At 34.4% G+C, this 21,012-nt stretch carries 23 protein-coding genes; 15 read left to right on the forward strand and 8 right to left on the reverse strand.

Annotated elements, in window-relative coordinates:
- Window positions 1–120 precede the first annotated feature (120 nt).
- The 4 genes from M666_RS08300 (at window position 121) to M666_RS08315 (ending at window position 3,739) form a co-directional block, all read left to right on the forward strand.
- A complete protein-coding gene (locus M666_RS08300) occupies window positions 121–1,098 on the forward strand; it encodes a polyprenyl synthetase family protein (protein ID WP_029447063.1) in 978 nt (325 codons plus the stop codon).
- A gap of 118 nt (window positions 1,099–1,216) precedes the next feature.
- Window positions 1,217–1,780 (forward strand): RNA polymerase sigma factor, encoded by a 564-nt coding sequence (locus M666_RS08305; RefSeq protein WP_024481734.1) that lies wholly within the window; start codon window positions 1,217–1,219, stop codon window positions 1,778–1,780.
- The gene (locus M666_RS08310) at window positions 1,767–2,543 is read left to right on the forward strand and encodes a hypothetical protein (protein WP_029447062.1); all 777 of its coding nucleotides are present in this window, start codon (window positions 1,767–1,769) and stop codon (window positions 2,541–2,543) included. Before M666_RS08305 ends, M666_RS08310 begins: the two co-directional genes overlap by 14 nt.
- Before the next feature lie 110 nt (window positions 2,544–2,653).
- A complete protein-coding gene (locus M666_RS08315; RefSeq protein ID WP_029447061.1) occupies window positions 2,654–3,739 on the forward strand; it encodes a porin family protein in 1,086 nt (361 codons plus the stop codon).
- Window positions 3,740–3,770: 31 nt separating this feature from the next.
- Here the strand turns inward: M666_RS08315 and M666_RS20220 are convergent, their stop codons facing one another.
- The 3 genes from M666_RS20220 to M666_RS08325 form a co-directional block, all read right to left on the reverse strand.
- Entirely contained in the window at window positions 3,771–4,016 is a 246-nt protein-coding gene (locus M666_RS20220) for a zinc-ribbon domain-containing protein (RefSeq protein ID WP_029447060.1), read from the reverse strand.
- A gap of 132 nt (window positions 4,017–4,148) precedes the next feature.
- Window positions 4,149–4,754, reverse strand: coding sequence for an SIMPL domain-containing protein (locus M666_RS08320; protein ID WP_029447059.1), 606 nt, complete (start codon window positions 4,752–4,754; stop codon window positions 4,149–4,151).
- A 32-nt stretch (window positions 4,755–4,786) separates the two neighbouring features.
- Window positions 4,787–5,209: a hypothetical protein gene (locus M666_RS08325; RefSeq protein WP_024481730.1), complete on the reverse strand. Its 423-nt coding sequence runs from the start codon at window positions 5,207–5,209 to the stop codon at window positions 4,787–4,789.
- A gap of 187 nt (window positions 5,210–5,396) precedes the next feature.
- Between M666_RS08325 and dnaG the strand changes: the two genes are divergently transcribed.
- Window positions 5,397–7,382, forward strand: a complete 1,986-nt coding sequence (gene dnaG, locus M666_RS08330) for a DNA primase (protein WP_025615852.1) — start codon at window positions 5,397–5,399, stop codon at window positions 7,380–7,382.
- A 66-nt stretch (window positions 7,383–7,448) separates the two neighbouring features.
- Here dnaG and M666_RS08335 read toward each other — a convergent pair whose 3' ends face one another.
- A complete protein-coding gene (locus M666_RS08335; protein ID WP_024481728.1) occupies window positions 7,449–8,078 on the reverse strand; it encodes a response regulator in 630 nt (209 codons plus the stop codon).
- Window positions 8,079–8,240: 162 nt separating this feature from the next.
- Window positions 8,241–9,029 carry an NAD(+) synthase gene (nadE, locus tag M666_RS08340; RefSeq protein ID WP_024481727.1) on the reverse strand — a complete coding sequence of 263 codons (789 nt, stop codon included), beginning with the start codon at window positions 9,027–9,029 and terminating at the stop codon, window positions 8,241–8,243.
- 93 nt (window positions 9,030–9,122) lie between these two features.
- Here nadE and gldB point away from each other — a divergent pair, with 93 nt between their 5' ends.
- Window positions 9,123–10,088, forward strand: a complete 966-nt coding sequence (gene gldB / locus M666_RS08345) for a gliding motility lipoprotein GldB (RefSeq protein WP_029447058.1) — start codon at window positions 9,123–9,125, stop codon at window positions 10,086–10,088.
- Window positions 10,088–10,423 carry a gliding motility protein GldC gene (gene gldC, locus M666_RS08350; RefSeq protein ID WP_024481725.1) on the forward strand — a complete coding sequence of 112 codons (336 nt, stop codon included), beginning with the start codon at window positions 10,088–10,090 and terminating at the stop codon, window positions 10,421–10,423. Before gldB ends, gldC begins: the two co-directional genes overlap by 1 nt.
- Before the next feature lie 2 nt (window positions 10,424–10,425).
- On the opposite strand, the gene bla is transcribed toward gldC, so the two are convergent.
- Entirely contained in the window at window positions 10,426–11,160 is a 735-nt protein-coding gene (bla, locus tag M666_RS08355; protein ID WP_029447057.1) for a subclass B1 metallo-beta-lactamase, read from the reverse strand.
- A 44-nt stretch (window positions 11,161–11,204) separates the two neighbouring features.
- Between bla and M666_RS08360 the strand changes: the two genes are divergently transcribed.
- The gene (locus M666_RS08360; protein WP_025615849.1) at window positions 11,205–11,582 is read left to right on the forward strand and encodes a hypothetical protein; all 378 of its coding nucleotides are present in this window, start codon (window positions 11,205–11,207) and stop codon (window positions 11,580–11,582) included.
- Between the two features lie 6 nt (window positions 11,583–11,588).
- Here the strand turns inward: M666_RS08360 and yihA are convergent, their stop codons facing one another.
- Both yihA and M666_RS08370 read right to left on the reverse strand, forming a co-directional pair.
- Window positions 11,589–12,215, reverse strand: coding sequence for a ribosome biogenesis GTP-binding protein YihA/YsxC (gene yihA / locus M666_RS08365; protein WP_024481722.1), 627 nt, complete (start codon window positions 12,213–12,215; stop codon window positions 11,589–11,591).
- A gap of 16 nt (window positions 12,216–12,231) precedes the next feature.
- Window positions 12,232–12,996: an alpha/beta fold hydrolase gene (locus tag M666_RS08370; RefSeq protein ID WP_024481721.1), complete on the reverse strand. Its 765-nt coding sequence runs from the start codon at window positions 12,994–12,996 to the stop codon at window positions 12,232–12,234.
- A gap of 258 nt (window positions 12,997–13,254) precedes the next feature.
- Here M666_RS08370 and mraZ point away from each other — a divergent pair, with 258 nt between their 5' ends.
- From mraZ to murD, 7 genes are read left to right on the forward strand one after another with little or no spacing between them, the layout of a single operon-like run.
- Window positions 13,255–13,719: a division/cell wall cluster transcriptional repressor MraZ gene (gene mraZ, locus M666_RS08375; protein WP_024481720.1), complete on the forward strand. Its 465-nt coding sequence runs from the start codon at window positions 13,255–13,257 to the stop codon at window positions 13,717–13,719.
- Window positions 13,706–14,614, forward strand: coding sequence for a 16S rRNA (cytosine(1402)-N(4))-methyltransferase RsmH (rsmH, locus tag M666_RS08380; RefSeq protein ID WP_029447056.1), 909 nt, complete (start codon window positions 13,706–13,708; stop codon window positions 14,612–14,614). The genes mraZ and rsmH overlap by 14 nt, the downstream gene beginning before the upstream one ends.
- A 2-nt stretch (window positions 14,615–14,616) precedes the next feature.
- Window positions 14,617–14,934 carry an FtsL-like putative cell division protein gene (locus M666_RS08385; protein WP_024481718.1) on the forward strand — a complete coding sequence of 106 codons (318 nt, stop codon included), beginning with the start codon at window positions 14,617–14,619 and terminating at the stop codon, window positions 14,932–14,934.
- Window positions 14,934–16,937, forward strand: a complete 2,004-nt coding sequence (locus tag M666_RS08390) for a PASTA domain-containing penicillin-binding protein (RefSeq protein WP_029447055.1) — start codon at window positions 14,934–14,936, stop codon at window positions 16,935–16,937. Before M666_RS08385 ends, M666_RS08390 begins: the two co-directional genes overlap by 1 nt.
- Entirely contained in the window at window positions 16,934–18,397 is a 1,464-nt protein-coding gene (locus M666_RS08395) for a UDP-N-acetylmuramoyl-L-alanyl-D-glutamate--2,6-diaminopimelate ligase (protein WP_029447054.1), read from the forward strand. Before M666_RS08390 ends, M666_RS08395 begins: the two co-directional genes overlap by 4 nt.
- Window positions 18,398–18,452: 55 nt before the next feature.
- The gene (mraY, locus tag M666_RS08400) at window positions 18,453–19,673 is read left to right on the forward strand and encodes a phospho-N-acetylmuramoyl-pentapeptide-transferase (protein ID WP_029447053.1); all 1,221 of its coding nucleotides are present in this window, start codon (window positions 18,453–18,455) and stop codon (window positions 19,671–19,673) included.
- A 1-nt stretch (window position 19,674) separates the two neighbouring features.
- Entirely contained in the window at window positions 19,675–21,009 is a 1,335-nt protein-coding gene (murD, locus tag M666_RS08405) for a UDP-N-acetylmuramoyl-L-alanine--D-glutamate ligase (protein ID WP_029447052.1), read from the forward strand.
- The last annotated feature ends 3 nt before the right edge of the window (window positions 21,010–21,012 follow it).

Here is a 21,012-nt window from a genome sequence, read left to right on the forward strand (position 1 = left end):
TGTAAATTTTATTTTCTGCCAATTTCTATTTAAATTAACCCTGTCTGGATTAGCCTACTTGTATTTTTTAGCTAATTTTACAAAGAACTAAATGTAAGCATAACTACAGGAGTACTATTTGTGAAAGTTGTTGACCAAATAAAAGAACCCATCATTACGGAAATGGAACTTTTTGAAAAGAAGTTCTATGAATCTATGACCTCTAAGGTTGCTCTTCTAAATAGAATTACCCACTACATTGTAAATAGAAAAGGAAAACAAATGCGACCCATGTTCGTTTTTCTTACTTCTAAACTAATTAACAATGGTGAAGTAAATGAACGGACGTATCGGGGAGCTTCAGTTATTGAGCTAATCCATACCGCTACTTTAGTGCATGATGATGTAGTAGATGAAAGTAATAAACGTCGCGGCTTTTTCTCGATCAATGCACTTTGGAAGAATAAGATAGCCGTTTTGGTTGGTGATTATCTTTTGTCAAAAGGCTTATTGCTGTCTATAGATAACGGCGATTTTGATTTGCTTAAAATTATCTCCGTAGCGGTTCGAGAAATGAGCGAAGGGGAATTACTTCAAATAGAGAAAGCAAGGCGTTTAGATATTACCGAAGCAGTGTATTATGAAATTATCCGCCAAAAAACTGCGACCTTAATTGCAGCATGTTGTAGTTTGGGGGCCTGTTCTGTAAAACCCGATTCTGAAGAGGTAGAAGTTTTTAGAAAGTTTGGGGAGTACTGCGGAATGGCGTTTCAAATAAAAGATGATTTGTTTGATTATGGTGATGCCGCTATTGGTAAACCTACGGGTATTGATATTAAAGAGCAGAAGATGACACTTCCTTTAATATATGTGCTCAATAACTGCTCTAAAAAGGAGAAGAGGTGGGTTATCAATTCCATAAAAAACCACAACAAAGATAAAAAACGCGTAAAAGAGGTTATCAATTTTGTAAAAGATAACGGAGGACTTGATTATGCGATAACAAAAATGCTGGAGTTTAAAGATCAAGCATTAGCAATACTAGAGACTTATCCAGATTCTGATTATAAAAATTCACTGCAGCTCATGGTGAATTATGTAGTAGATAGAAAAATATAATATTTTTATTTATCTAAAAATCAGTAGGTTGTAATTTTTTTTCATTTTTTTTTAGATCGTAGACAACCTTTTTAAAAGTGGTCTCGTCTATCTTTATAGAAACTAAAACTATAATACGTTGAAGATTATTTCTTTTTATACAAACGAAAAACTTCTGATCAAAAAAGCGGTAGCAGGTAATGCACAAGCTCAGAAGCATATTTATGAAAAGAATGCGCCTAAAATGCTTAGTGTTTGTCGGCAATATATAAAAGATACGGCCTTTGCTGAAGACGTTATGGTAACAGGTTTTGTAAAAGTGTTTAAGTATTTAGACACCTTTAAATTTGAAGGTAGTTTTGAGGGGTGGATTCGTAGAATCATGATTAGAGAATCAATAACCTATTTACGCAAAAAACAATTTGTAGTGTTTGATGATGATGTTTTTGAACGGAATTCAGCATCTCAAATTTCTTTCTCCTCAGAAGTAGATGCAGAACAAATACAATTGTTGATAGATAAGCTTCCTGAAGGATATAAAATGGTTTTTATGCTTTATGCAGTAGAAGGTTATAAGCACAGCGAAATTGCCGATATGCTGAATATTTCTGAAAGCACCTCAAAATCGCAATTATTTAAAGCAAGAAGAACGCTCCAAGAGCAAATGAAGGAACAAAAAATAGTAAGTTATGGCACCAATTAAATTTGAAGAACATATAAAAGAAAAACTAGATGAGCGTACGATTATGCCATCTGCAAACGCTTGGGATAAAATTTCTGGACAGATAGTATCTTCTCCAGTAAAAAAATCAAAAGGTTTTGCATGGTATGCTATTGCAGCGTGCCTTATTGGGTTGTTAATTGCGTCTTTTGTCTTTTATATAGGAGCAGAAAATACTATAGTTCTTCCTGAAACAACTATTGCAAATGAAAATAATGAGAAAAGTAAAGAATTGGAAGCTCCAATAGAGCAATTTGTTTTACCGCCTGTAGCGAATAAAAGCAAAGACAATTCATTAAATACAATTGTTTTAGAAGATAAAAAGGAAGCAAAGGTATTGGAAAATGAAGTGTATAATTCAAAAAACACTGTGGCTACGTCTAATCCTGAAATTACAGAAATGGTACAGAGAGAAGATAAAGTTATAGCTACGGTTCATCAAAATGTTTTTAATAAAGACGAAATCATCAATTCAAAAATAAAAGATCTAGTAGCTCAGGTAGATGCGCTAGAGTCTAATAATACAGTGGTTTCTGATGCAGAGATAGAGGCACTGTTGCGAAAAGCGGAACGTGAAATATTAGCAGACAAAATTTTCAAGTCAACATCAAATAAGGTAGATGCTATGGTATTATTGGATGAGGCTGAAAATGAATTGGATACATCCTTTAGAGATCATTTGTTTGATACCTTAAAAGAGGGCTTTTTTAAAGTGAGAACTGCAGTCGCAGATCGGAATAACTAAAATCAATACTAATTTAGAATACCATTTTTTCTTTTCTGATATCAGCTGTATTTAGAAAAGGAGCAGGGCGGAGTTTGTTCATTAATTACTAATCAAAAAATAATCATCACATGAAAATCACTATACTATATATCGCAATATTATACTTTGGTCTTTTGGCACAAAGCGTATTGGGGCAAGAAGATTACAAGAGTAAAGTTGTTACTTTAAATCAGTTAAAATCTGAAATACCAATACAAGAAAAACATGCTCTTAAGGTAGAAATTGCTTCGATTATGAAGCAGCTAGATGCTAAAGAGATTACAGAAGTTGAGGCGCAAGTCTTAAAAGAAGCAGCAGCAAAGAAACGTGCTTTAAATATTGAAAATAGACTAAGTATTATAGACCATGAAATTGCATTACTAGAACGTAATGGCGGTCAAGTATTAGCTTTAGACTCCTTGGGAACCAGTGGTTCTATGGTGGAAATTAATTGGGGTTCAAAAGATGAAGGTGAAGACCGGTTGTTCGGCATCAACATAGATACGGATAAGAAAAAGTTAGATTTAAAATATGATAGACGTACCTATTCAGATTTTGTTATCGCTGTAGGTCTAAATAATGCTATTATTGAGGATCAATCTTTAGAAGATTCTCCTTATAAAATAGGCGGTAGTCGTTTTTTTGAGATGGGTTGGCAGTGGAGAACGCGTGTGTTTAAGAATAGCAATTTTATGCGATTTAATTATGGATTTTCTTTCCAATTTAATGGGTTAAAAGCTAAGAATAATCAATATTTTGTGGTTAATGATGGGCAAACAACACTGGAAGATTTTCAATACGAATTAGATAAGGCAAAACTACGTATGGATAATTTGGTATTCCCTATTCATTTTGAATTTGGTCCGTCTAAATTGACAAAAACGGATAAAACGATTAGATATGATGTGTACAAGAAATTCCGTTTTGGTATTGGAGGATATGGAGGTTTTAATTTGGGGACACGCCAAAAATTGAAATATGAAGTTGATGGGGAGAATGTAAAAGATAAATTAAAAAGAGATTATAATACCAGTAATTTAATTTATGGACTAAGTGCGTATGCAGGTTTTGGAAATACGCAGTTATATGTAAAGTATGATTTAAACCCTATTTTTAAAGATGCACTGGTAGATCAGCATAATATTTCTTTAGGACTTCGGTTTGATTTGGATTAAAACAAAAAAGCCAAGACTAAGTCTTGGCTTTTTAATTTGAATTAATTTCTTGCTGCATTTCTGATGAGAATTCATTTTCGTAATACACTTTTTTGCAGTGCGAGCAAGCTATTGTTTTTGTGGTTGCTATCTTAAAAAGTTTTATCCAAAATAGATGAAAATAAGTGCTGCTTTCAGAAAAGTATAGTGTGTTTCTCTGTTGGCAGAAGGTACAAGAGCTTGTTTTTAATTCTCTTTGAATTGTTTTTCCTGTTCTTGTTCCAAAAAATAGAATCATGCTTTAGTTTTAACTCAAAGGTAAAAAATAGCATTCTATTTATTTAAAATAAGAAGAACCTTGCGCAAGTTTCCTAAAAACAATACCGGTAATAGTACGCAAGGTCTTCTCTACAAACAACCAACTAAAGGTTTATAGCAATTCAAAAGAAACCGATATTTGGTAGTCTCTTTTTGAGAAATCAGAGCCATAATAAAGTGATTCTGACATTTTATTGGAAGAACTATCGTGGATATATATTGCTTTACCCACTTTACGATCTATTTTCTTTGCAATAGCCTCTGCCTTTGCTTTCGCATTGTCATAAGCTGCCTTTGCATAAGTTGCAATTTCATCATCTGTTAAGGTGTACTCAAAGCTAGAATCAGATTGTGATACCCCAAATGCTTTTATAGAAATAAATTTTTCAAGCGTTTCTATAGAATTGGTTTCAAATTCAAAGTATGTACCTTCTTTTTCGTAGCGTAAGAGTTCATAAGCAAACTTATCTTCTTTCAATGCTTTAAGGTCAATACCTTGCTTTTTTAAAGCAGCGAAGTAGCTTTCTTTTAATTCTGGAAAAGTCATCCCAGGGGCATCGTAATACACGTTATTTAAGCTAAGAATCATTTTAGCATTAAATGTTGGCTTAATGGTATGTGTCGTGGTTCCGTTAACACTTATACTTGGTGGAGCAGTTTGAGCCATTGCAGTCATAGTGAATAGTAAAATAAAGGTTTGAATAATATATTTTTTCATAGTGCTTTTATTTACAGCAATTTATGGTGTTTTTAGACAGCGAAAAGAAAAGAGGCAACAATCATCCAAGCACCTACGATAAGACCTAGTACGCCTAATTTTCCTTGTTTCGGTGCAATTTTCGCACGTATAGCATCTGCTTTCTCTTTTGCATTTTCGTTTTTAGAAAGGACGTACTTGTTGATCAATCCAAATCCTAACATAAATCCTAGTGCAGCAGAAACTATATTTCCAGCCAAGAACGTAATCCACCATATTGGTGCTACTGTCAGCCATCCAATGTTTAATACAGCACTTATAATTCCCCAAATTCCCCAGAAACAAAATACCATTCCGATCCATGCTTGGTAAGGTTCAATTTTTTCTAATAACTCTTTGGCGTTTGGTTTTTTTGATAAGATTAAAGATGGTACTGCAATGATGCTTAATAATACGAGTGTAATTCCCCAGATCATAATGTTTAGTTTTAAAAAGATTAATTATTTATTTGTTATTATTTCTGATACAAAATTGCGGTAATTATGAAGTGTGTAAAACCCTTTTTGTAGTAAAATTGACACCCCTGTAAACCGTGATAGGATCATATTTATAGTTATATTTGAGGGTTCTAAAGGAATCTTAATTTAAACAAAATAGAAGAGTTTGATATCAAAATCTACGATCGATAAAGTGTATGAAACTGCTCGTTTAGAGGAGGTTATTGGCGATTATGTGCAGCTCAAAAAATCTGGGTCTAACTTTAAAGGGTTGAGTCCGTTTACAGATGAGAGGTCTCCTAGTTTTATGGTAAGTCCTGTAAAACAAATATGGAAAGATTTTAGTAGCGGTAAAGGAGGTAATGTCGTTGCCTTTTTAATGGAGCATGAACATTTTACCTATCCGGAGGCGATTAAACACTTAGCTAAAAAGTATAATATAGAGATAGAAGAAACAGAGCAAAGTAATGAGCAGAAGGAGCAGGCTAATGAAAGAGAGAGCATGTACCTGGTTTCAGAATACGCGCAGAAGTACTTTACGGATATACTTTGGAATACAGAATTAGGAAAGGCGATAGGTCTTTCTTATTTTAAAGAGCGTGGTTTTACAGATGAGACCATTAAGAAATTTGCCTTAGGGTATTGTTTAGATAATTGGGACTCCTTTACCAATGCAGCATTAGAAAAAGGGTATCAAATAAAGTATTTATCAGACACCGGGCTAACCATAGTAAAAGAAGATGCGGCTAATCCTGCTAATTCTCGAAAATTTGACCGTTTTAAAGCGCGTGTCATGTTTCCTATTCAATCCTTAAGTGGTCGTGTATTAGGTTTTGGCGGACGTATTTTAACAAATGATAAGAAAGCAGCAAAATACTTAAACTCTCCAGAGAGTGATATTTACCATAAGAGCAAGGTGTTGTATGGTATTTACCACGCAAAACAAGCTATCGCAAAAGAAGATAATTGTTATTTGGTAGAAGGCTATACAGATGTTATTCAGTTTCACCAACGCGGAATAGAAAATGTGGTAGCGTCTAGTGGAACCGCATTAACTCCAGAGCAAATTCGATTAATTAATAGGTTAACTAAAAATATTACTGTTTTATTTGATGGTGATGCAGCTGGGCTACGAGCCTCCTTACGAGGAATTGATTTAATTCTAGAGCAGGGAATGAATGTAAAGGTTTGTTCTTTTCCAGAAGGTGAGGATCCCGACAGTTTTGCGAAAAATAATAGTCTAGAGGAGGTTCTTGAGTATCTAAATACTAATTCCAAAGACTTTATACAATTCAAGGCTTCTTTGTTAGTGAAAGATGCAGAGAGTGATCCTGTGAAGAGAGCAGATACAGTACGTGACATTGTGCATAGCATCTCAAAAATTCCGGATCGTATTCAAAAAGAAATATATATTCAAGAGTGTGCTCAGATTATGAACATCTCTGAAGCGGTACTTTTTAATACGTTAGCTCAAATTGATAAAAAAGATGTTTCTGACACGCAAAAGAAGGCGAAAGTTGAGCAGAAAGAGCAAGTTTTTAATGTAGTTAAAAACGAAGAAGTTGGGCAAAAGGTGGATGTCCAATTTGAATTAGAGCGAAAAATCATTGAAATATTGTTGTTGTATGGAAACTCTCCACAAGAGTTTGAAGATCTTATTTTAAAAGAAAATGAAAAAGGAGATTTAGAACTTGAGCCAGAAAAAATTGAAGCAAAAGTTTACGAGAAAATATTTCTAGACCTACAGGATGATGAGATAGAGTTGAGTAATGAGAAGTTCAAAAATATCTACGGGAAGTTAATTCAGGAGCTCAATGAGAATGAGAAATTTAGTATCAATACATTTATAGCACCACTAGATCAGGAAATGGTGTCTGAGATATCTTCTATTCTAATGGAAGAAGAAAAGTATGTCTTGCATGATTGGGCACGTAAAGAGATTTATCCAAAGGAAAAAGAAGTATCTATAGCGCAATTAACGAATGAAACGATACTAACCTTGCGCTGCTTTTTAATTAAGCGTAGAATTAATGCCTTGCAGAGTGAAACCACAAAGGCTGAAAATGATCATAGAGAAATTCTTGAAGAGATTATGAATTACATTCATTTGAATACGCTCTTGAATAAGAAATTAAATAGAGTGTTGTCTTAAAAGAAAAATGGTTAAAATAAAAAAGCCTAGCATTGCTAGGCTTTTTTACTATATAATGGCTTAGAATTAATATAATTCTAAGGCTTTTGCTTGTTGTAATAAGTCTACTAAGTTATCAACGTTAAGCTTACGCATTAAACGTGCTTTGTAAGTACTTACTGTTTTTTCATTTAAGTTTAAACCAATAGCAACGTCTTTGTTACGTTTACCACTAGCCAACATTTTTAAAACTTCAACTTCTCTAGTAGATAGTTTTCTGAAAAATCTTCTTGGCTTTTTTGTGCCTTCATCAAAGGCAAGTCTTTGTGCAAGTTCATTAGTAATGAACATATCACCTTTACTTACTTTTCTTACAGCAGAAATAATATAGTCTAAATCAGCGGTCTTAGATAAATAACCATAAGCACCAGCTCTGATAGTACTTAATGCGTACACATCTTCAGATTGGCCACTGTAGATAAGAACTTTAACATCAGGATACTCAGCCTTAACTTTTCTTAAAGTAGCAATACCGTTAATCTCAGGTATGTCCATCTCTAGCATCACTACATCTGGGCTTATTGTCTCTAATTTTTCAAACAATTCGGTTGTCGTTGCGACATCTGCAATAACCTCAAAATCTGATGCTGTATCTAAAACAAACTTGATACCTGCTCTTACAACTGGATGGTTATCAGCAATTAATACTTTAATCATGTTCCTTTTTTTTTATTGATTTTCAACTTATTACACCTAAAAGCCAATAATTTCTGACATGCAATGTAAAGTTTATTTATCTGATTTCTAGTGTAAATTTCATTTTTTTTTATGAAACCACCTTATTTTTTCGTTTTATTCACTTGATTTTAAGGTGAGTGGTTATTTTAGTGTCTTAGGAATCTCACAAACGGGGATAGGAACCATTTTATGTCTATTAGCAGTATTAAACCTTTTGTAAATGCTAAACACCTCTTTTTGTCGTCCTGAAAAATCATCCACTGTTTTGCCCTTATCCACCATTTCCATGGCCCATTCTAATTCAGGATATGAAGCTCCAATTTGGTCTTCATCGGTACGGTCATCTCCCCAGAGTCCGTCAGTAGGAGCGGCATTGATAATTTCTTCATTAACACCTAAAGCTTTAGCAATTTCCCAAACTTCAGTTTTTAATAAATCGGCAATCGGACTTAAGTCTACCCCGCCATCTCCATACTTGGTGTAAAATCCTACACCGAAGTCTTCCACCTTATTTCCGGTGCCAGCTACCAAATAAGATTCAAGGGCTGCAAAATAATATAAGCTGGTCATTCGCAATCTAGCGCGCGTGTTTGCTAAAGACATAAAACGTTCTTCTTCGTTTTCTACTCTTGGCATTGCAGCTACTAAACTATCAAATACAGGAGTGAGGTTTACTTCTTGTCTTTTTACATTACTAAAATTCTCTTGTAGCCATGCGATATGTCTTTCTGCTCGGCCTACTTGGTTTTCTGCTTGGTGAATAGGCATTTCTAAGCAAAGTAAATCTAATCCTGTTCTTGCACATAATGTAGAAGTGATAGCAGAATCTATTCCGCCAGATATGCCAATGACAAATCCTTTCATATTAGCTTTTGTTGCATAATCTTTTAACCAGTCTACGATGTGATTTATTACTTTTTCCGTTTGCATTGGGCTATTTTTTTAAGTTGAAAACAATTAACTTTGCTTCGTAAAAATAAAACCTAAGTACTAATAAATAAAACTTAATAGAAATTACTTTATATGAAGAAGTTAATTTTTGCTCTTTTACTATTTTCGTCTTTCTTTTTTTACAATTGTGAGGAAGAAGATAAGGTAGCTCAAGAGATTGATAAAATAAAGGTTGATGTTCAAGTAGACCGCTTTGATCAGGAGTTTGCAAAAACAACCATTGAAAACTTAAATGTAACCAAGGCTAAGTACCCATATTTATTTCCACAGCAATACACAGACAGCGTTTGGTTGTTAAAATTGCAGGATACTATTCAAATAGAATTGAATACAGAGGTAGAGAAGGTATTTCCTAAATTTGATACGGAAACAGAGGAGTTAACGCGTTTGTTTCAGCATATAAAATATTACTTTCCAAAGTTTCCAACTCCAAGAGTGGTTACTTTAACATCCGATGTTAGTTATGGGAGTCGCGTTATTTTGGCAGATACCTTATTGCTAATTGGGTTGGATAATTATTTAGGCAAGGATCATAAATTTTATAAAGGATTTCAGAATTATATTTCTGCAGGATTAGATAAGCAATACATTGTAAGTGATGTAGCTTCAGAATTTAGTGCTGCAGTAATGCCTCGTCAAAAAGGAAGAACTTTTTTAGATCAGCTCGTTTATTATGGTAAAGAACTTTATTTAAAAGATAAATTAATACCTTTTAAATCAGAGGCGCAACGTATAGGGTATACGCAAGAACAGTTAGAATGGGCAGAAGCTAATGAAGAACAGATCTGGCGCTATTTTGTGGAGCGAGAACTTTTGTATAGTACCGAAAAGCAATTGCAGCCAAGATTTATAGATCCTGCTCCATTTTCTAAATTTCAATTAGAGCTAGATAATGAATCTCCTGGAAGAATTGGGCAATATGTAGGTTGGCAAATTGTACGGGCTTTCATGAAAAATAATGATGTCACTGTGCAGCAGTTGTTGACAATCCCTACAGAAGAAATTTTTAATAAATCAAATTACAAACCTAGAAAATAATGGCAAAATTACATACCTCAGAAATAACATTACGTGTAGGTTTAGACGAAAACAGAGTGCCGGAAGAACTTAATTGGTCTGCTGAAGATGGCGGCATAGATAATGAAGAAGCAAAAGCAATGTTGTTATCTGTTTGGGATAGTAAAAACCAAGAATCGTTAAAAATAGATTTATGGACCAAGGATATGCCTGTAGATGAAATGAAAACATTTTTTCATCAAACTTTAGTGTCTTTATCCGATACTTTTATGAAAGCTACTCAAGACGAAAAAATGACGGCTACCATGAAAGATTTTTGCGATTATTTTGCAGAAAAATTAGAGCTGAAAAAATAAGTTTATTTAAACAGTTCAATAGTATAATCTAATAATTCCTGGCCACCGGCATCGCCGTGACCAGGAATTACTAGTTTTAAATCCGGATACTCCTCTTTAATCTTTTGGATTGTATTGCTCCATTCCTCCAGGTTGGCATCGCCAGTATATCCTTTAGTTGCATTCAAACTTTTAACCATGCAACCGCCAAAAAGTAATGCTTCACTAGGTATGTAGCTCACGATATTATCAGCGGTGTGTGCCTCGCCAAAATGGCGGTTCATTACTTCTAATTCCCCAACTTTTAATGTTATTTCGGAATCAAAACCATAGTTCGGAGTTACAAGGTTTTTCTCTTTTGATAAGGCTAATGTTTGCGTGTTCCCATAAGAAGGAATGTCTATGTCGTGAAAGGCAGTTAGGCCACCTAGGCAATCTTCATGAAAATGATTTACCACTACGGCCTTGATACTACTTTTTTTAATTTCAGTAATCCAACGTATTAATTCGGTACTTACAGCATTAGAAGTTGGGGTGTCAAAAATTATGGCTTCATTATTGTGTATGACAACAAGTCCGTTGCAGGCAACTTTTCCGTAATCATTAGTATTGAGGTAGGTAATATGTTGAAAGGCATTATTGGATAGCGGAATTAATTTTAATGTGTCGGAGCTGTAAGCAACAGTATTTTTTGGAGACTTACAGCCTGTAATAAAGAGTAGAAGTAGCGATAGAATAACTAGTCTAGTGTTTTTCATGATAAAGTGTTTAAGCTAGGCTAAAGATAAGATGATGTAGCGGTATGGAAAAGGTAAATGTAGAAAAGTTGATTTTTATTTATAATGCAAATTCAGGAACACACAATGCTGTATTAGATACGGCGCATAAAATTTTTAGTCCAAGTACCTATGAATGTAGTTTGTGTGATATCACTTTTGGTATTTTCACAGAGAATAAGATTTGGAGGAAATTTAGAGCGCAATCAACTACTCCAATGGAATTTCTTCATAAGGATGAATTTTTGAAAATGTACAGTTCTAAATTCGATGCTAAGTATACGTTTCCAATTGTACTTGCAGAAACCCATGAAGATTTTGAGGTGGTAATAACAACGGATAAAATGAATTCTCTAGAAAACGTTGAAAGTTTAATGAGTGAAGTTTTAGCTACTTTAAATTAATACGAATTAGATAAAATCTGCCCAATTATCTTTTTCGAAATTTTCATTCATAAGATCAATGTAGTCTAGGACTTCGTCTTGCCCAATATTTTTTGAGGCAGAAGTAATAAAGTATTTAGGTGCTTCTACCCACAAACTTTCTAATAAATGATCAATGTACGTTTGAACATTTTTTTCAATTACGTTTGGCTTCAATTTATCGGCCTTGGTGAAAATGATAGAAAACGGAATTTGGTTTTCGCCCATCCACTCTAGAAATTCTAAATCTACTTTTTGTGGTTCGTGACGTATATCTACAAGGACAAAAGCAGAAACCAATTGCTTTCTCTCTAAGAAGTAATCAGTGATATATCTTTGAAAGGTTTTTTTGTCTCTTTTAGAAACTCTAGCGTAGCCGTAACCGGGTAAATCTACCAAATACCAACTGTCATTAATCTTGAAATGATTAATTAATTGTGTTTTTCCTGGTCTTCCTGAGGTTTTTGCTAAACTCTTTTTATCGGTTAGCATATTAATTAATGAGGACTTTCCTACGTTAGATCTCCCTATAAAAGCATATTCTGGAATAGGCTCTTTAGGACAATTCGTTACATTAGAATTGCTCATTACAAACTCGGCTGACTTTACTTTCATGGATTGTTTTTTTGTATTAGAGCTTACGGGCTTTAAGCCAGGCTTCTAATATCGTATTAAATTCATCAGGGTGTTCCATCATTGCTGCATGGCCACATTTATCTATCCAAAATAAATCTGAATCTGGTAATAATTTATGAAAATCTACAGCAACATCTGGTGGAGTAACGTTGTCGTTTTTACCCCAAATAATACATGTTGGTGTACTCATTTTAGGTAAATCTTTAGCCATGTTATGACGTATGGCACTTTTTGCAATAGCCAAAGTTTTAACCAATTTTATACGGTCATTAACTGTAGCAAAAACTTCATCGACAATTTCAGGGGTTGCAACCGCAGGATCGTAAAAAACATCTTGCGCTTTTTTCTTTATAAATTCGTAATCGCCTCTACGTGGATATCCGTCTCCCATGGCACTTTCGTACAATCCAGAGCTCCCGGTAATTATTAGTGCTTTTACGTTTTTAGGGAATAATTTAGTATGTAATAATCCTATATGACCGCCTAAAGAATTACCTAGAAGGATAACGTCTTTTAAGTCTTTGTGCTTTATAAAATCATCAACAAATTTTGCAAAACTTTTTACGGTAGTTTTTAAAAGGGGTTTGTCATAAATAGGTAATTCAGGAACAAGAATCTTATATCCTTTATTGGGGAAATAATTCATGACTCCCTCAAAATTACTTAATCCCCCCATTAATCCATGTAAAACGATTATTGGAGTGCCTTCGCCTACTTCAACGTACTTGTATTTGCCTTCCGTGATTAACTCTTCTTTCATTAATGTAGGTTGTATTCTGTAACGGCAAATATAGACATTTCCTAATAATACGTCTATACTTGTTTTAATGTCATTTGTCAAGACAATTTTGAGCCTTGTAATTGTTGTTTTTGAAAATTCTAAAGTCCGTTTTTGGCCTTTTTTGGAAGTTTTCAGACCTCTAATATATCAGAATTTATTAACAATGTGGTAAATAGTGGTAAATTGTGGTAATAAAATCAATATATTTGAGTTATAATTTGAAACAAGGATAAAAAAGTGATCAATTTCATTGGTACATATGATTGTAAAGCGGACGCGAAAGGTCGGGTAATGCTGCCTGTTGCGCTTAAAAATCAGATGTCTCCAGTGTTAACAGATGGTTTTGTTATCAAGCGATCAGTCTTTCAACCTTGTTTAGAATTATATCCAATGAAAGAGTGGAATCTCTTAATGGAGAAAATGAATAAGAAAAATCGTTTTGTCAAAAAGAACAATGATTTTATCCGTCGTTTTTCTGCAGGTGTAAAGGTAATAGAGATTGATGCAACAGGAAGATTATTAATTCCTAAGAATTTAATTGATGTTGCAAATATTGCTAAAGAAGTAGTCTTAAGTTCGGCTATTAATATTATTGAAATTTGGGATAAAGATAGCTACGAAAAAGTGTTGGAGGATACTACTCTAGACTTTGCGGCATTGGCAGAAGAAGTAATGGGAGGAGACGAAGATGAATTATCATAATCCAGTATTATTAACGGAGTCTATAGATGGACTAAATATTAAAAGTGACGGCATTTATGTGGATGTTACTTTTGGTGGCGGTGGTCATTCAAAAGAAATTTTGAGTCGCTTAGGGGCGAAAGGAAAATTATACGCCTTTGATCAAGATGAAGATGCGCTTAAAAATGCTATTGATGATGAGCGTTTTGTTTTGATTCATGAGAATTTTAGATTCATTGGTCAGTTTTTAAAGTTTTACGGAGTGCGTAAGGTGGATGGGATTTTGGGTGATTTTGGTGTTTCATCTCATCAGTTTGATGTTGCGGAGCGCGGATTTTCTACTCGTTTTGATGCCGATTTAGATATGCGCATGAGTAAGCGAAATACAGTTTCTGCTTATGATGTAGTGAATGCTTATGATTATGATGAATTGCGTAGGGTGTTATTTCAATATGGTGATTTAAGAAATGCTAATGCTATAGCTACGGCAATTATTGCCAATAGAGAAGCGGAGCCAATTAAAACCACAGATCAATTAAAATCTGGTTTAAAGCAATTTTTGCCTGCACGGGTAGAACATAAAATTTTAGCTCAGATTTATCAAGCTATACGTATTGAAGTGAATCAAGAGATTGAGGTGATTAAAGAATTTTTAATGCAAGTGCCAGAGTTATTAAATGAGGAAGGTCGCTTAAGTGTTATTAGTTATCACTCGTTGGAAGATAGGTTGGTAAAGAACTTTTTTAGATCAGGAAAATTTGAAGGAGAGCCAGATAAAGATTTTTATGGGAATATGACTCTTCCGCTTAAAAAAGTAGGTGGATTGGTGGTTCCTTCTAAAAAAGAAATTGCAAGTAATAATAGAGCGCGTAGTGCAAAATTAAGAATTGCCGAAAAAGCAAAAAGCAAAAAGTAATCATGCGAAAAGGCTTGTTAGATATCTTAAAAGGAAAATTTTTAGTGAGTGGCGACGCTCCAAAAAATTGGATTTTTATCATTTTCACTTCTTTTTTAGCGGCAGTAATGATTGCAAGTTCCCATGGTGCGGATAGTAAAGTGCATCAGATTGCAGCGTTGAACGAAGAGGTGAAAGAATTGCGAAGTGAGTTTATAGATGGGCAGACCGATGTTCAGAAATTAAAGCTCGAATCGGAAATATTAAAAACAGTAAGTAATGATGGTTTGTTTCCTTCAGAAACGCCACCACATAAAATAAGAGTTAAATCGGCTGAATAATGGCGGTTACAGAAAAAAAAATATTAACGAGACTATATATAGTAGCAGTATTTCTGGTGCTATTCGCTGTTGCGGTAGTTGTAAAGCTTTTTAGTATTCAGTTGGTTGATGGGGATAAGTACCGTCAATTAGCCGAAGATCGTACAGAAAAGGTTTTTACAATCACCCCAAACCGTGGTAATCTATATTCTGCAGATGGTAGTTTATTAGCTACTTCTGTTTCTCGTTTTAATATTCGATTTGATGCGGTGACCGTAAAAGATAAAGATTTTAAAGAAAATCTTAAACCTTTATGTCAATCCTTATCAAAATTGTTAGGGAAACCTGCATCGCATTATGAGCAGATTTTTCGTAATGCCAAAGCAAATAAGAATAGGTATGCCTTGGTAGTTAGAAATTTAGACTACTCAGACTACGTTCAGGTAAAGAAGTTTCCATTATTTGAGAAAGGTCCTAATCGTGGTGGTATCGTGGTAGAGCAAAATACGGTTCGGGAACATCCATTAGGAAAAATAGCGGAGCGTAGTGTGGGGTATGAACGTTTTGATGAAAATGGTTATGCTACTCGTGTAGGTTTAGAAGGTGCTTTTACGGAATACTTAAGCGGAATAAAAGGGAGTCGTTTAAAGCAAAAAATTGCAAAAAACCAATGGAAACCTATAGGTATGGATAACATCGTGGAGCCTAAAGACGGCTATGATGTGTATTCTACTATAGATGTTAATATACAAGATATTGCACATCATGCACTGTTGGCGCAATTAGAAAAGTACAAGGCAGACCATGGCTGTGTTATTGTAATGGAAACCAAGACTGGTGAAATTAAAGCAATTTCAAACCTTGGAAAAACAGAAGGTGATAAGTATTACGAGCGATTGAATTATGCCATTGGAGAATCTCATGAACCAGGTTCTACTTTTAAGTTAATGTCAATGGTGGTAGCTTTAGAAGATAAGGTGATAGATACGAGCACAATTATAGATACTGAAAAAGGATTATTTAAAGTATATAATAAAACGGTTAGAGATTCTAAATGGGGAGGCTACGGAAAAATATCGGCTGCTAGAGCTTTTGAAATTTCGTCAAATACAGCATTTGCTAAAATTATTTACAACAACTATAAAGATAACCCAGAGAAGTATGTAAACCGTTTAATGAATATGGGATTGAATAGGAAACTTGATCTTCCTATTAAAGGAGAAGGCGCTCCTGTAATTCGGTATCCAGGTGATAAAGGTTGGTCTGGTATTTCTTTAGCATGGATGTCTCATGGGTATGAAGTTTCGCTTACGCCTTTGCAGACACTTACCTTTTATAATGCTATAGCTAATAATGGGGAAATGGTTAAGCCACGCCTTTTAAAAGAAGTGAAAGAATGGGATAAAACCATTTTTAAGTTTGATAAAGAAGTGATAAATCCATCTATCTGTTCGCAAGAAACGATAGATAAGGTTAAGGAGATGTTGAAAAACGTGGTAGAAAAGAAGTATGGTACAGGGCATAGTTTGTATTCGCCAAACTTTTCTATGGCGGGTAAGACAGGTACAGCGCAGAAAGATTATGTATCTAAAGATCCAAATAAGTTAAAATACATTTCAACATTTTCTGGGTATTTCCCAGCAGATGAACCAAAGTATTCGTGTATCGTGGTGATTCATGAACCAGACAAAAGTGTAGGATATTATGGGGCAGACGTTTCAGGGCCTGTATTTAAATCTATCGCACAAAAAATATATGCAACCTCGCCTTTAGTAGATGAGCTTGATGGTTTGGAGATTAATGATCCTGGTTTGGAGAAAAAATACGAACAATATTATGCAGAAGCATCGAAGAAACATAGTAAGGTTCCTAATGTAGAAGGGATGAGTGGTATGGATGCTATTGCAATTTTAGAAAATTTAGGTTTACAAGTTAAGGTTACAGGATACGGTAAAGTAAAAAAACAATCTGCAAAAGGTGTGAATATTAGCGCTGCAGGAGTAATTGTATTAGAATTATCATGAAATCACTTAAAGACATATTATTTGGGGTGAGTATTACTGCGGTTAGCGGTTCTACCTCGGTTATGGTAAATTCTATTTGCTTTGATTCGCGCATAGTATCCGCTGATGATGTTTTTATCGCGATAAAAGGTACAATCACAGATGGTCATAAGTATATTGATAAGGCTATTTCATTAGGAGCTAAAACCATCGTTTGTGAGCTTATGCCTGAAGTTCTTGAAGAAGGTGTTACTTACGTGGCAGTAGATAATGGCAATAAGGCTTTGGCTATCATGGCTTCTAATTTTTATGATAATCCATCTAAAAATTTAAAGCTTGTAGGAGTTACGGGAACAAATGGAAAAACAACCATTAGTAGTTTGCTGTATCAATTATTTAAGAAAGCAGGTTTTAAAGTGGGACTTATTTCTACGATTAAAATCATGGTAGATGATACTATGTATAAAACTAGTCATACAACACCTGATGCTTTAACGATAAATCATCATTTAAAACTGATGAATGATGTAGGAGTGGAGTTTTGTTTTATGGAGGTAAGTTCTCATGGTATACATCAAAAAAGAACAGAAGGTTTAGTTTTTGAAGGAGCGATTTTTACAAACCTCTCTCATGATCATTTAGATTATCATAAAACCTTTGCAGAATACAGGGATACCAAGAAATCACTTTTTGATAAGCTGTCTAAGAAAGCTTTTGTGCTGACTAATATTGATGATAAGAATGGCTTAGTAATGTTGCAAAACACAAAGGCAAGAAAGTATACATATGCTTTAAAAACGTATGCAGATTATAAAGCTCAAATTCTAGAAAATCAATTTAATGGACAACTTTTAAAGATTGATGGTAATGAGGTGTGGTCAAAATTAATAGGTGATTTTAATGCCTATAATATGTTGGCAATCTATGGTACGGCACAATTATTAGGTTTGGAGAAATTAGAGATATTAAGACTTTTAAGTGAGTTGGAAAATGTGGATGGCAGATTTCAATATTTTATCTCTAAAGAAAGAATTACGGCAATTGTAGATTATGCACATACGCCAGATGCACTTAAGAATGTACTGGATACCATTAATTCATTGAGAACAGGAAATGAAAATGTCATCACTGTTGTAGGATGTGGTGGCGATAGAGATAAAACCAAGCGTCCGGTTATGGGGCATATCGCATCAGATATGAGTACCACCGTCATATTTACTTCTGATAATCCTAGAACAGAGAATCCGGAAGAAATACTTAAAGAAATTGAAGCGGGAGTTGAAGCTCAAAATGTTAGAAAAACACTAACTATTGAAAATAGAGCGCAGGCAATAAAAACAGCTTGTCAATTGGCGAATTCCAACGATATTATTTTAATCGCAGGAAAAGGCCATGAAACGTATCAAGAGATTAATGGGGTAAGAGCTCATTTTGATGACTACGAAACCGTTCAAAGTTTATTAAAGGACTTAAATAAATAAAACAACTACAATTACGATCACAGTAATTGAAAACCATTAAGACACGAAGTAAAGTATGTTATACTATTTGTTTGAATTTTTAGAAGATAATTATCAAATCCCAGGTGCTGGACTGTTTCAGTTTATCACTTTTAGGGCAGCATTAGCGGTATTAACATCGCTTTTGATTGCTACGGTATATGGTAAGAAAATAATTCTTTTTCTTCAGAAAAAGCAAATAGGAGAAACTGTTCGTGATTTAGGTCTTGACGGACAGAAACAGAAAGCAGGTACACCAACAATGGGTGGTCTAATTATCATTTTAGCTACTTTAATTCCTGTATTGTTATTTGCTAAGCTTGATAATATCTACGTAATACTTTTGATTGTGACCACCATTTGGATGGGAATCATTGGTTTTGTAGATGATTATATCAAAATATTTAAAAAGGATAAAGAAGGTTTAAAAGGAAGGTTTAAAATATTAGGACAAGTTGTGTTAGGCTTAATTGTAGGGACTACGCTATACTTTCATCCTGAAGTAACGATGAAAGAACGCAGTCAGAGTGTGATTACCACCTCTTATACGTTAGAGAAAGTTGCTGGTGCGGAAGTAAAATCAGTAAGAACTACAGTGCCTTTCTTTAAAAACAATGAATTAGACTACACTTCATTCATTGGTTGGATGGGTGACGGAGCAAAAGAGTATGCGTGGTTGATCTTTATTCCGGTGGTTATCATTATTGTTACTGCCGTATCTAACGGAGCAAATCTAACAGATGGCATCGATGGTCTAGCGGCTGGATCCTCGGCAATAATTGTCCTCACCCTCGGTATTTTTACCTGGATTTCTGGGAATATTATATTCTCCAATTATCTGGATATTATGTTTATCCCTAGGGCGGGAGAACTTGTGGTTTTCGTAGCGGCATTTGTAGGAGCCTTAGTAGGTTTTTTATGGTATAATGCTTTCCCTGCTCAGGTTTTTATGGGAGATACGGGTAGTTTAACTATAGGTGGAGTAATTGCAGTTATTGCGATCATCATCCGTAAAGAATTATTGATTCCTGTTTTATGTGGGATTTTCTTTGCAGAATCTATTTCTGTAATGTTACAAGTGGGATATTTTAAATATACCAAGAAGAAATTTGGAGAGGGAAAGCGTGTTTTTCTAATGGCTCCATTGCACCACCATTATCAAAAGAAAGGCTATCACGAGAGTAAAATTGTGACGCGCTTCTGGATTGTTGGAATTTTACTAGCTGTAATCACCGTGGTAACTTTAAAAGTGCGATAAGATGCAGCGATTGGTAATTCTTGGTGGAGGAGAAAGTGGTGTGGGAACCGCCATTTTGGGGAAGAAGAAAGGATATGAAGTTTTTGTTTCTGATAAAGGAGCAATTAAAGATAAGTATAGAAAAGTTCTTGAGCATTTTGATATTGAATGGGAAGACCAAATGCATACAGAAGAAAAAATTCTGAATGCAGATGTGGTCATGAAAAGTCCTGGTATTCCAGATAAAATAGCCTTGATTCAGAAATTGAAGGAAAAGGAAATTCCAGTAATCTCAGAAATAGAATTTGCGTCAAAGTATACCGATGCAAAAATTATAGGGATTACAGGTAGTAACGGAAAGACCACCACGACCATGTTAACCAATCATATTTTAAAGAATGAAGGTTTTCATGTAGGTATGGCAGGGAACATTGGAGATAGCTATGCTAAAATGGTAGCAGAGAATGATTTTGAATATTATGTATTAGAGATCAGTAGTTTTCAATTAGATGGTATTGTAGATTTTAAACCGCATATAGCTATTCTAACCAATATTTCGCCAGATCATTTAGATCGGTATGAGTATAAGTACGAAAACTATATCGCATCAAAATTTAGAATTGCAGAAAACCAGACAGCAGATGATTATTTCATTTATGATGCAGATGATAAAGACTTGACAGATTGGTTGGAAAAGCACCCTGTTAAAGCAAAATTAATGCCCTATTCAATAGAGAACATGATAGAAGAAGGCGCATTTAGTACAAAGAACGATATAACGATTACAACTAACAACGACACACTGAAAATGAAAGCAGATTCTTTATCCTTAGAAGGAAAACACAATCTTAAAAACACAATGGCAGCTTCTACAGCGTCAAAACTTATTGGTATTAGAAAAGAAACTATTCGTAACAGTGTAGCCAATTTTCAAGGTGCAGAACACCGTTTAGAAAAGGTGTTAAAAATTCATCATGTAGAATACGTGAATGATTCTAAAGCTACTAATGTAAATGCTACCTATTATGCATTAGATAGTATGAGGACTCCAACAGTTTGGATTGTTGGTGGTGTAGATAAAGGAAATGATTACAAATCGTTAATGCCTTTGGTGCGTGAGAAAGTAAAAGCAATTATCTGTTTGGGTAAAGACAATACAAAAATAATAGAGGCTTTTGGCAATGTTGTAGATCTTGTGGTAGAAACATATGATATGGCAGAAACTGTAAAGGTGGCTTATAAAATGGCAGAACGTGGTGATACTGTTTTATTATCGCCAGCATGTGCTAGTTTTGATCTTTTTGATAATTATGAAGATCGCGGAAATCAATTTAAAGCAGCAGTAAAAAACTTATAATAA

The sequence above is a fragment of the Cellulophaga baltica 18 genome, from assembly GCF_000468615.2.
In the GTDB taxonomy this organism is placed as follows: Bacteria; Bacteroidota; Bacteroidia; order Flavobacteriales; family Flavobacteriaceae; genus Cellulophaga; species Cellulophaga baltica.

Coding starts and splice junctions, on each gene's coding strand:
- nadE (WP_024481727.1), bottom strand. CDS start 9,029: ATGCAAACGGAAAAAGTAATAAATCACATCGTAGACTGGTTAAAAGAT.
- M666_RS08370 (WP_024481721.1), bottom strand. CDS start 12,996: ATGAAAGAAGAGTTAATCACGGAAGGCAAATACAAGTACGTTGAAGTA.
- murD (WP_029447052.1), top strand. CDS start 19,675: ATGCAGCGATTGGTAATTCTTGGTGGAGGAGAAAGTGGTGTGGGAACC.
- mraY (WP_029447053.1), top strand. CDS start 18,453: ATGTTATACTATTTGTTTGAATTTTTAGAAGATAATTATCAAATCCCA.
- rsmH (WP_029447056.1), top strand. CDS start 13,706: ATGAATTATCATAATCCAGTATTATTAACGGAGTCTATAGATGGACTA.
- yihA (WP_024481722.1), bottom strand. CDS start 12,215: ATGAAAGTAAAGTCAGCCGAGTTTGTAATGAGCAATTCTAATGTAACG.
- gldC (WP_024481725.1), top strand. CDS start 10,088: ATGGCAAAATTACATACCTCAGAAATAACATTACGTGTAGGTTTAGAC.
- M666_RS08335 (WP_024481728.1), bottom strand. CDS start 8,078: ATGATTAAAGTATTAATTGCTGATAACCATCCAGTTGTAAGAGCAGGT.
- M666_RS08390 (WP_029447055.1), top strand. CDS start 14,934: ATGGCGGTTACAGAAAAAAAAATATTAACGAGACTATATATAGTAGCA.
- M666_RS08395 (WP_029447054.1), top strand. CDS start 16,934: ATGAAATCACTTAAAGACATATTATTTGGGGTGAGTATTACTGCGGTT.
- M666_RS08325 (WP_024481730.1), bottom strand. CDS start 5,209: ATGATCTGGGGAATTACACTCGTATTATTAAGCATCATTGCAGTACCA.
- M666_RS08320 (WP_029447059.1), bottom strand. CDS start 4,754: ATGAAAAAATATATTATTCAAACCTTTATTTTACTATTCACTATGACT.
- gldB (WP_029447058.1), top strand. CDS start 9,123: ATGAAGAAGTTAATTTTTGCTCTTTTACTATTTTCGTCTTTCTTTTTT.
- bla (WP_029447057.1), bottom strand. CDS start 11,160: ATGAAAAACACTAGACTAGTTATTCTATCGCTACTTCTACTCTTTATT.
- M666_RS08310 (WP_029447062.1), top strand. CDS start 1,767: ATGGCACCAATTAAATTTGAAGAACATATAAAAGAAAAACTAGATGAG.
- M666_RS20220 (WP_029447060.1), bottom strand. CDS start 4,016: ATGATTCTATTTTTTGGAACAAGAACAGGAAAAACAATTCAAAGAGAA.
- M666_RS08385 (WP_024481718.1), top strand. CDS start 14,617: ATGCGAAAAGGCTTGTTAGATATCTTAAAAGGAAAATTTTTAGTGAGT.
- M666_RS08360 (WP_025615849.1), top strand. CDS start 11,205: ATGGAAAAGGTAAATGTAGAAAAGTTGATTTTTATTTATAATGCAAAT.
- M666_RS08315 (WP_029447061.1), top strand. CDS start 2,654: ATGAAAATCACTATACTATATATCGCAATATTATACTTTGGTCTTTTG.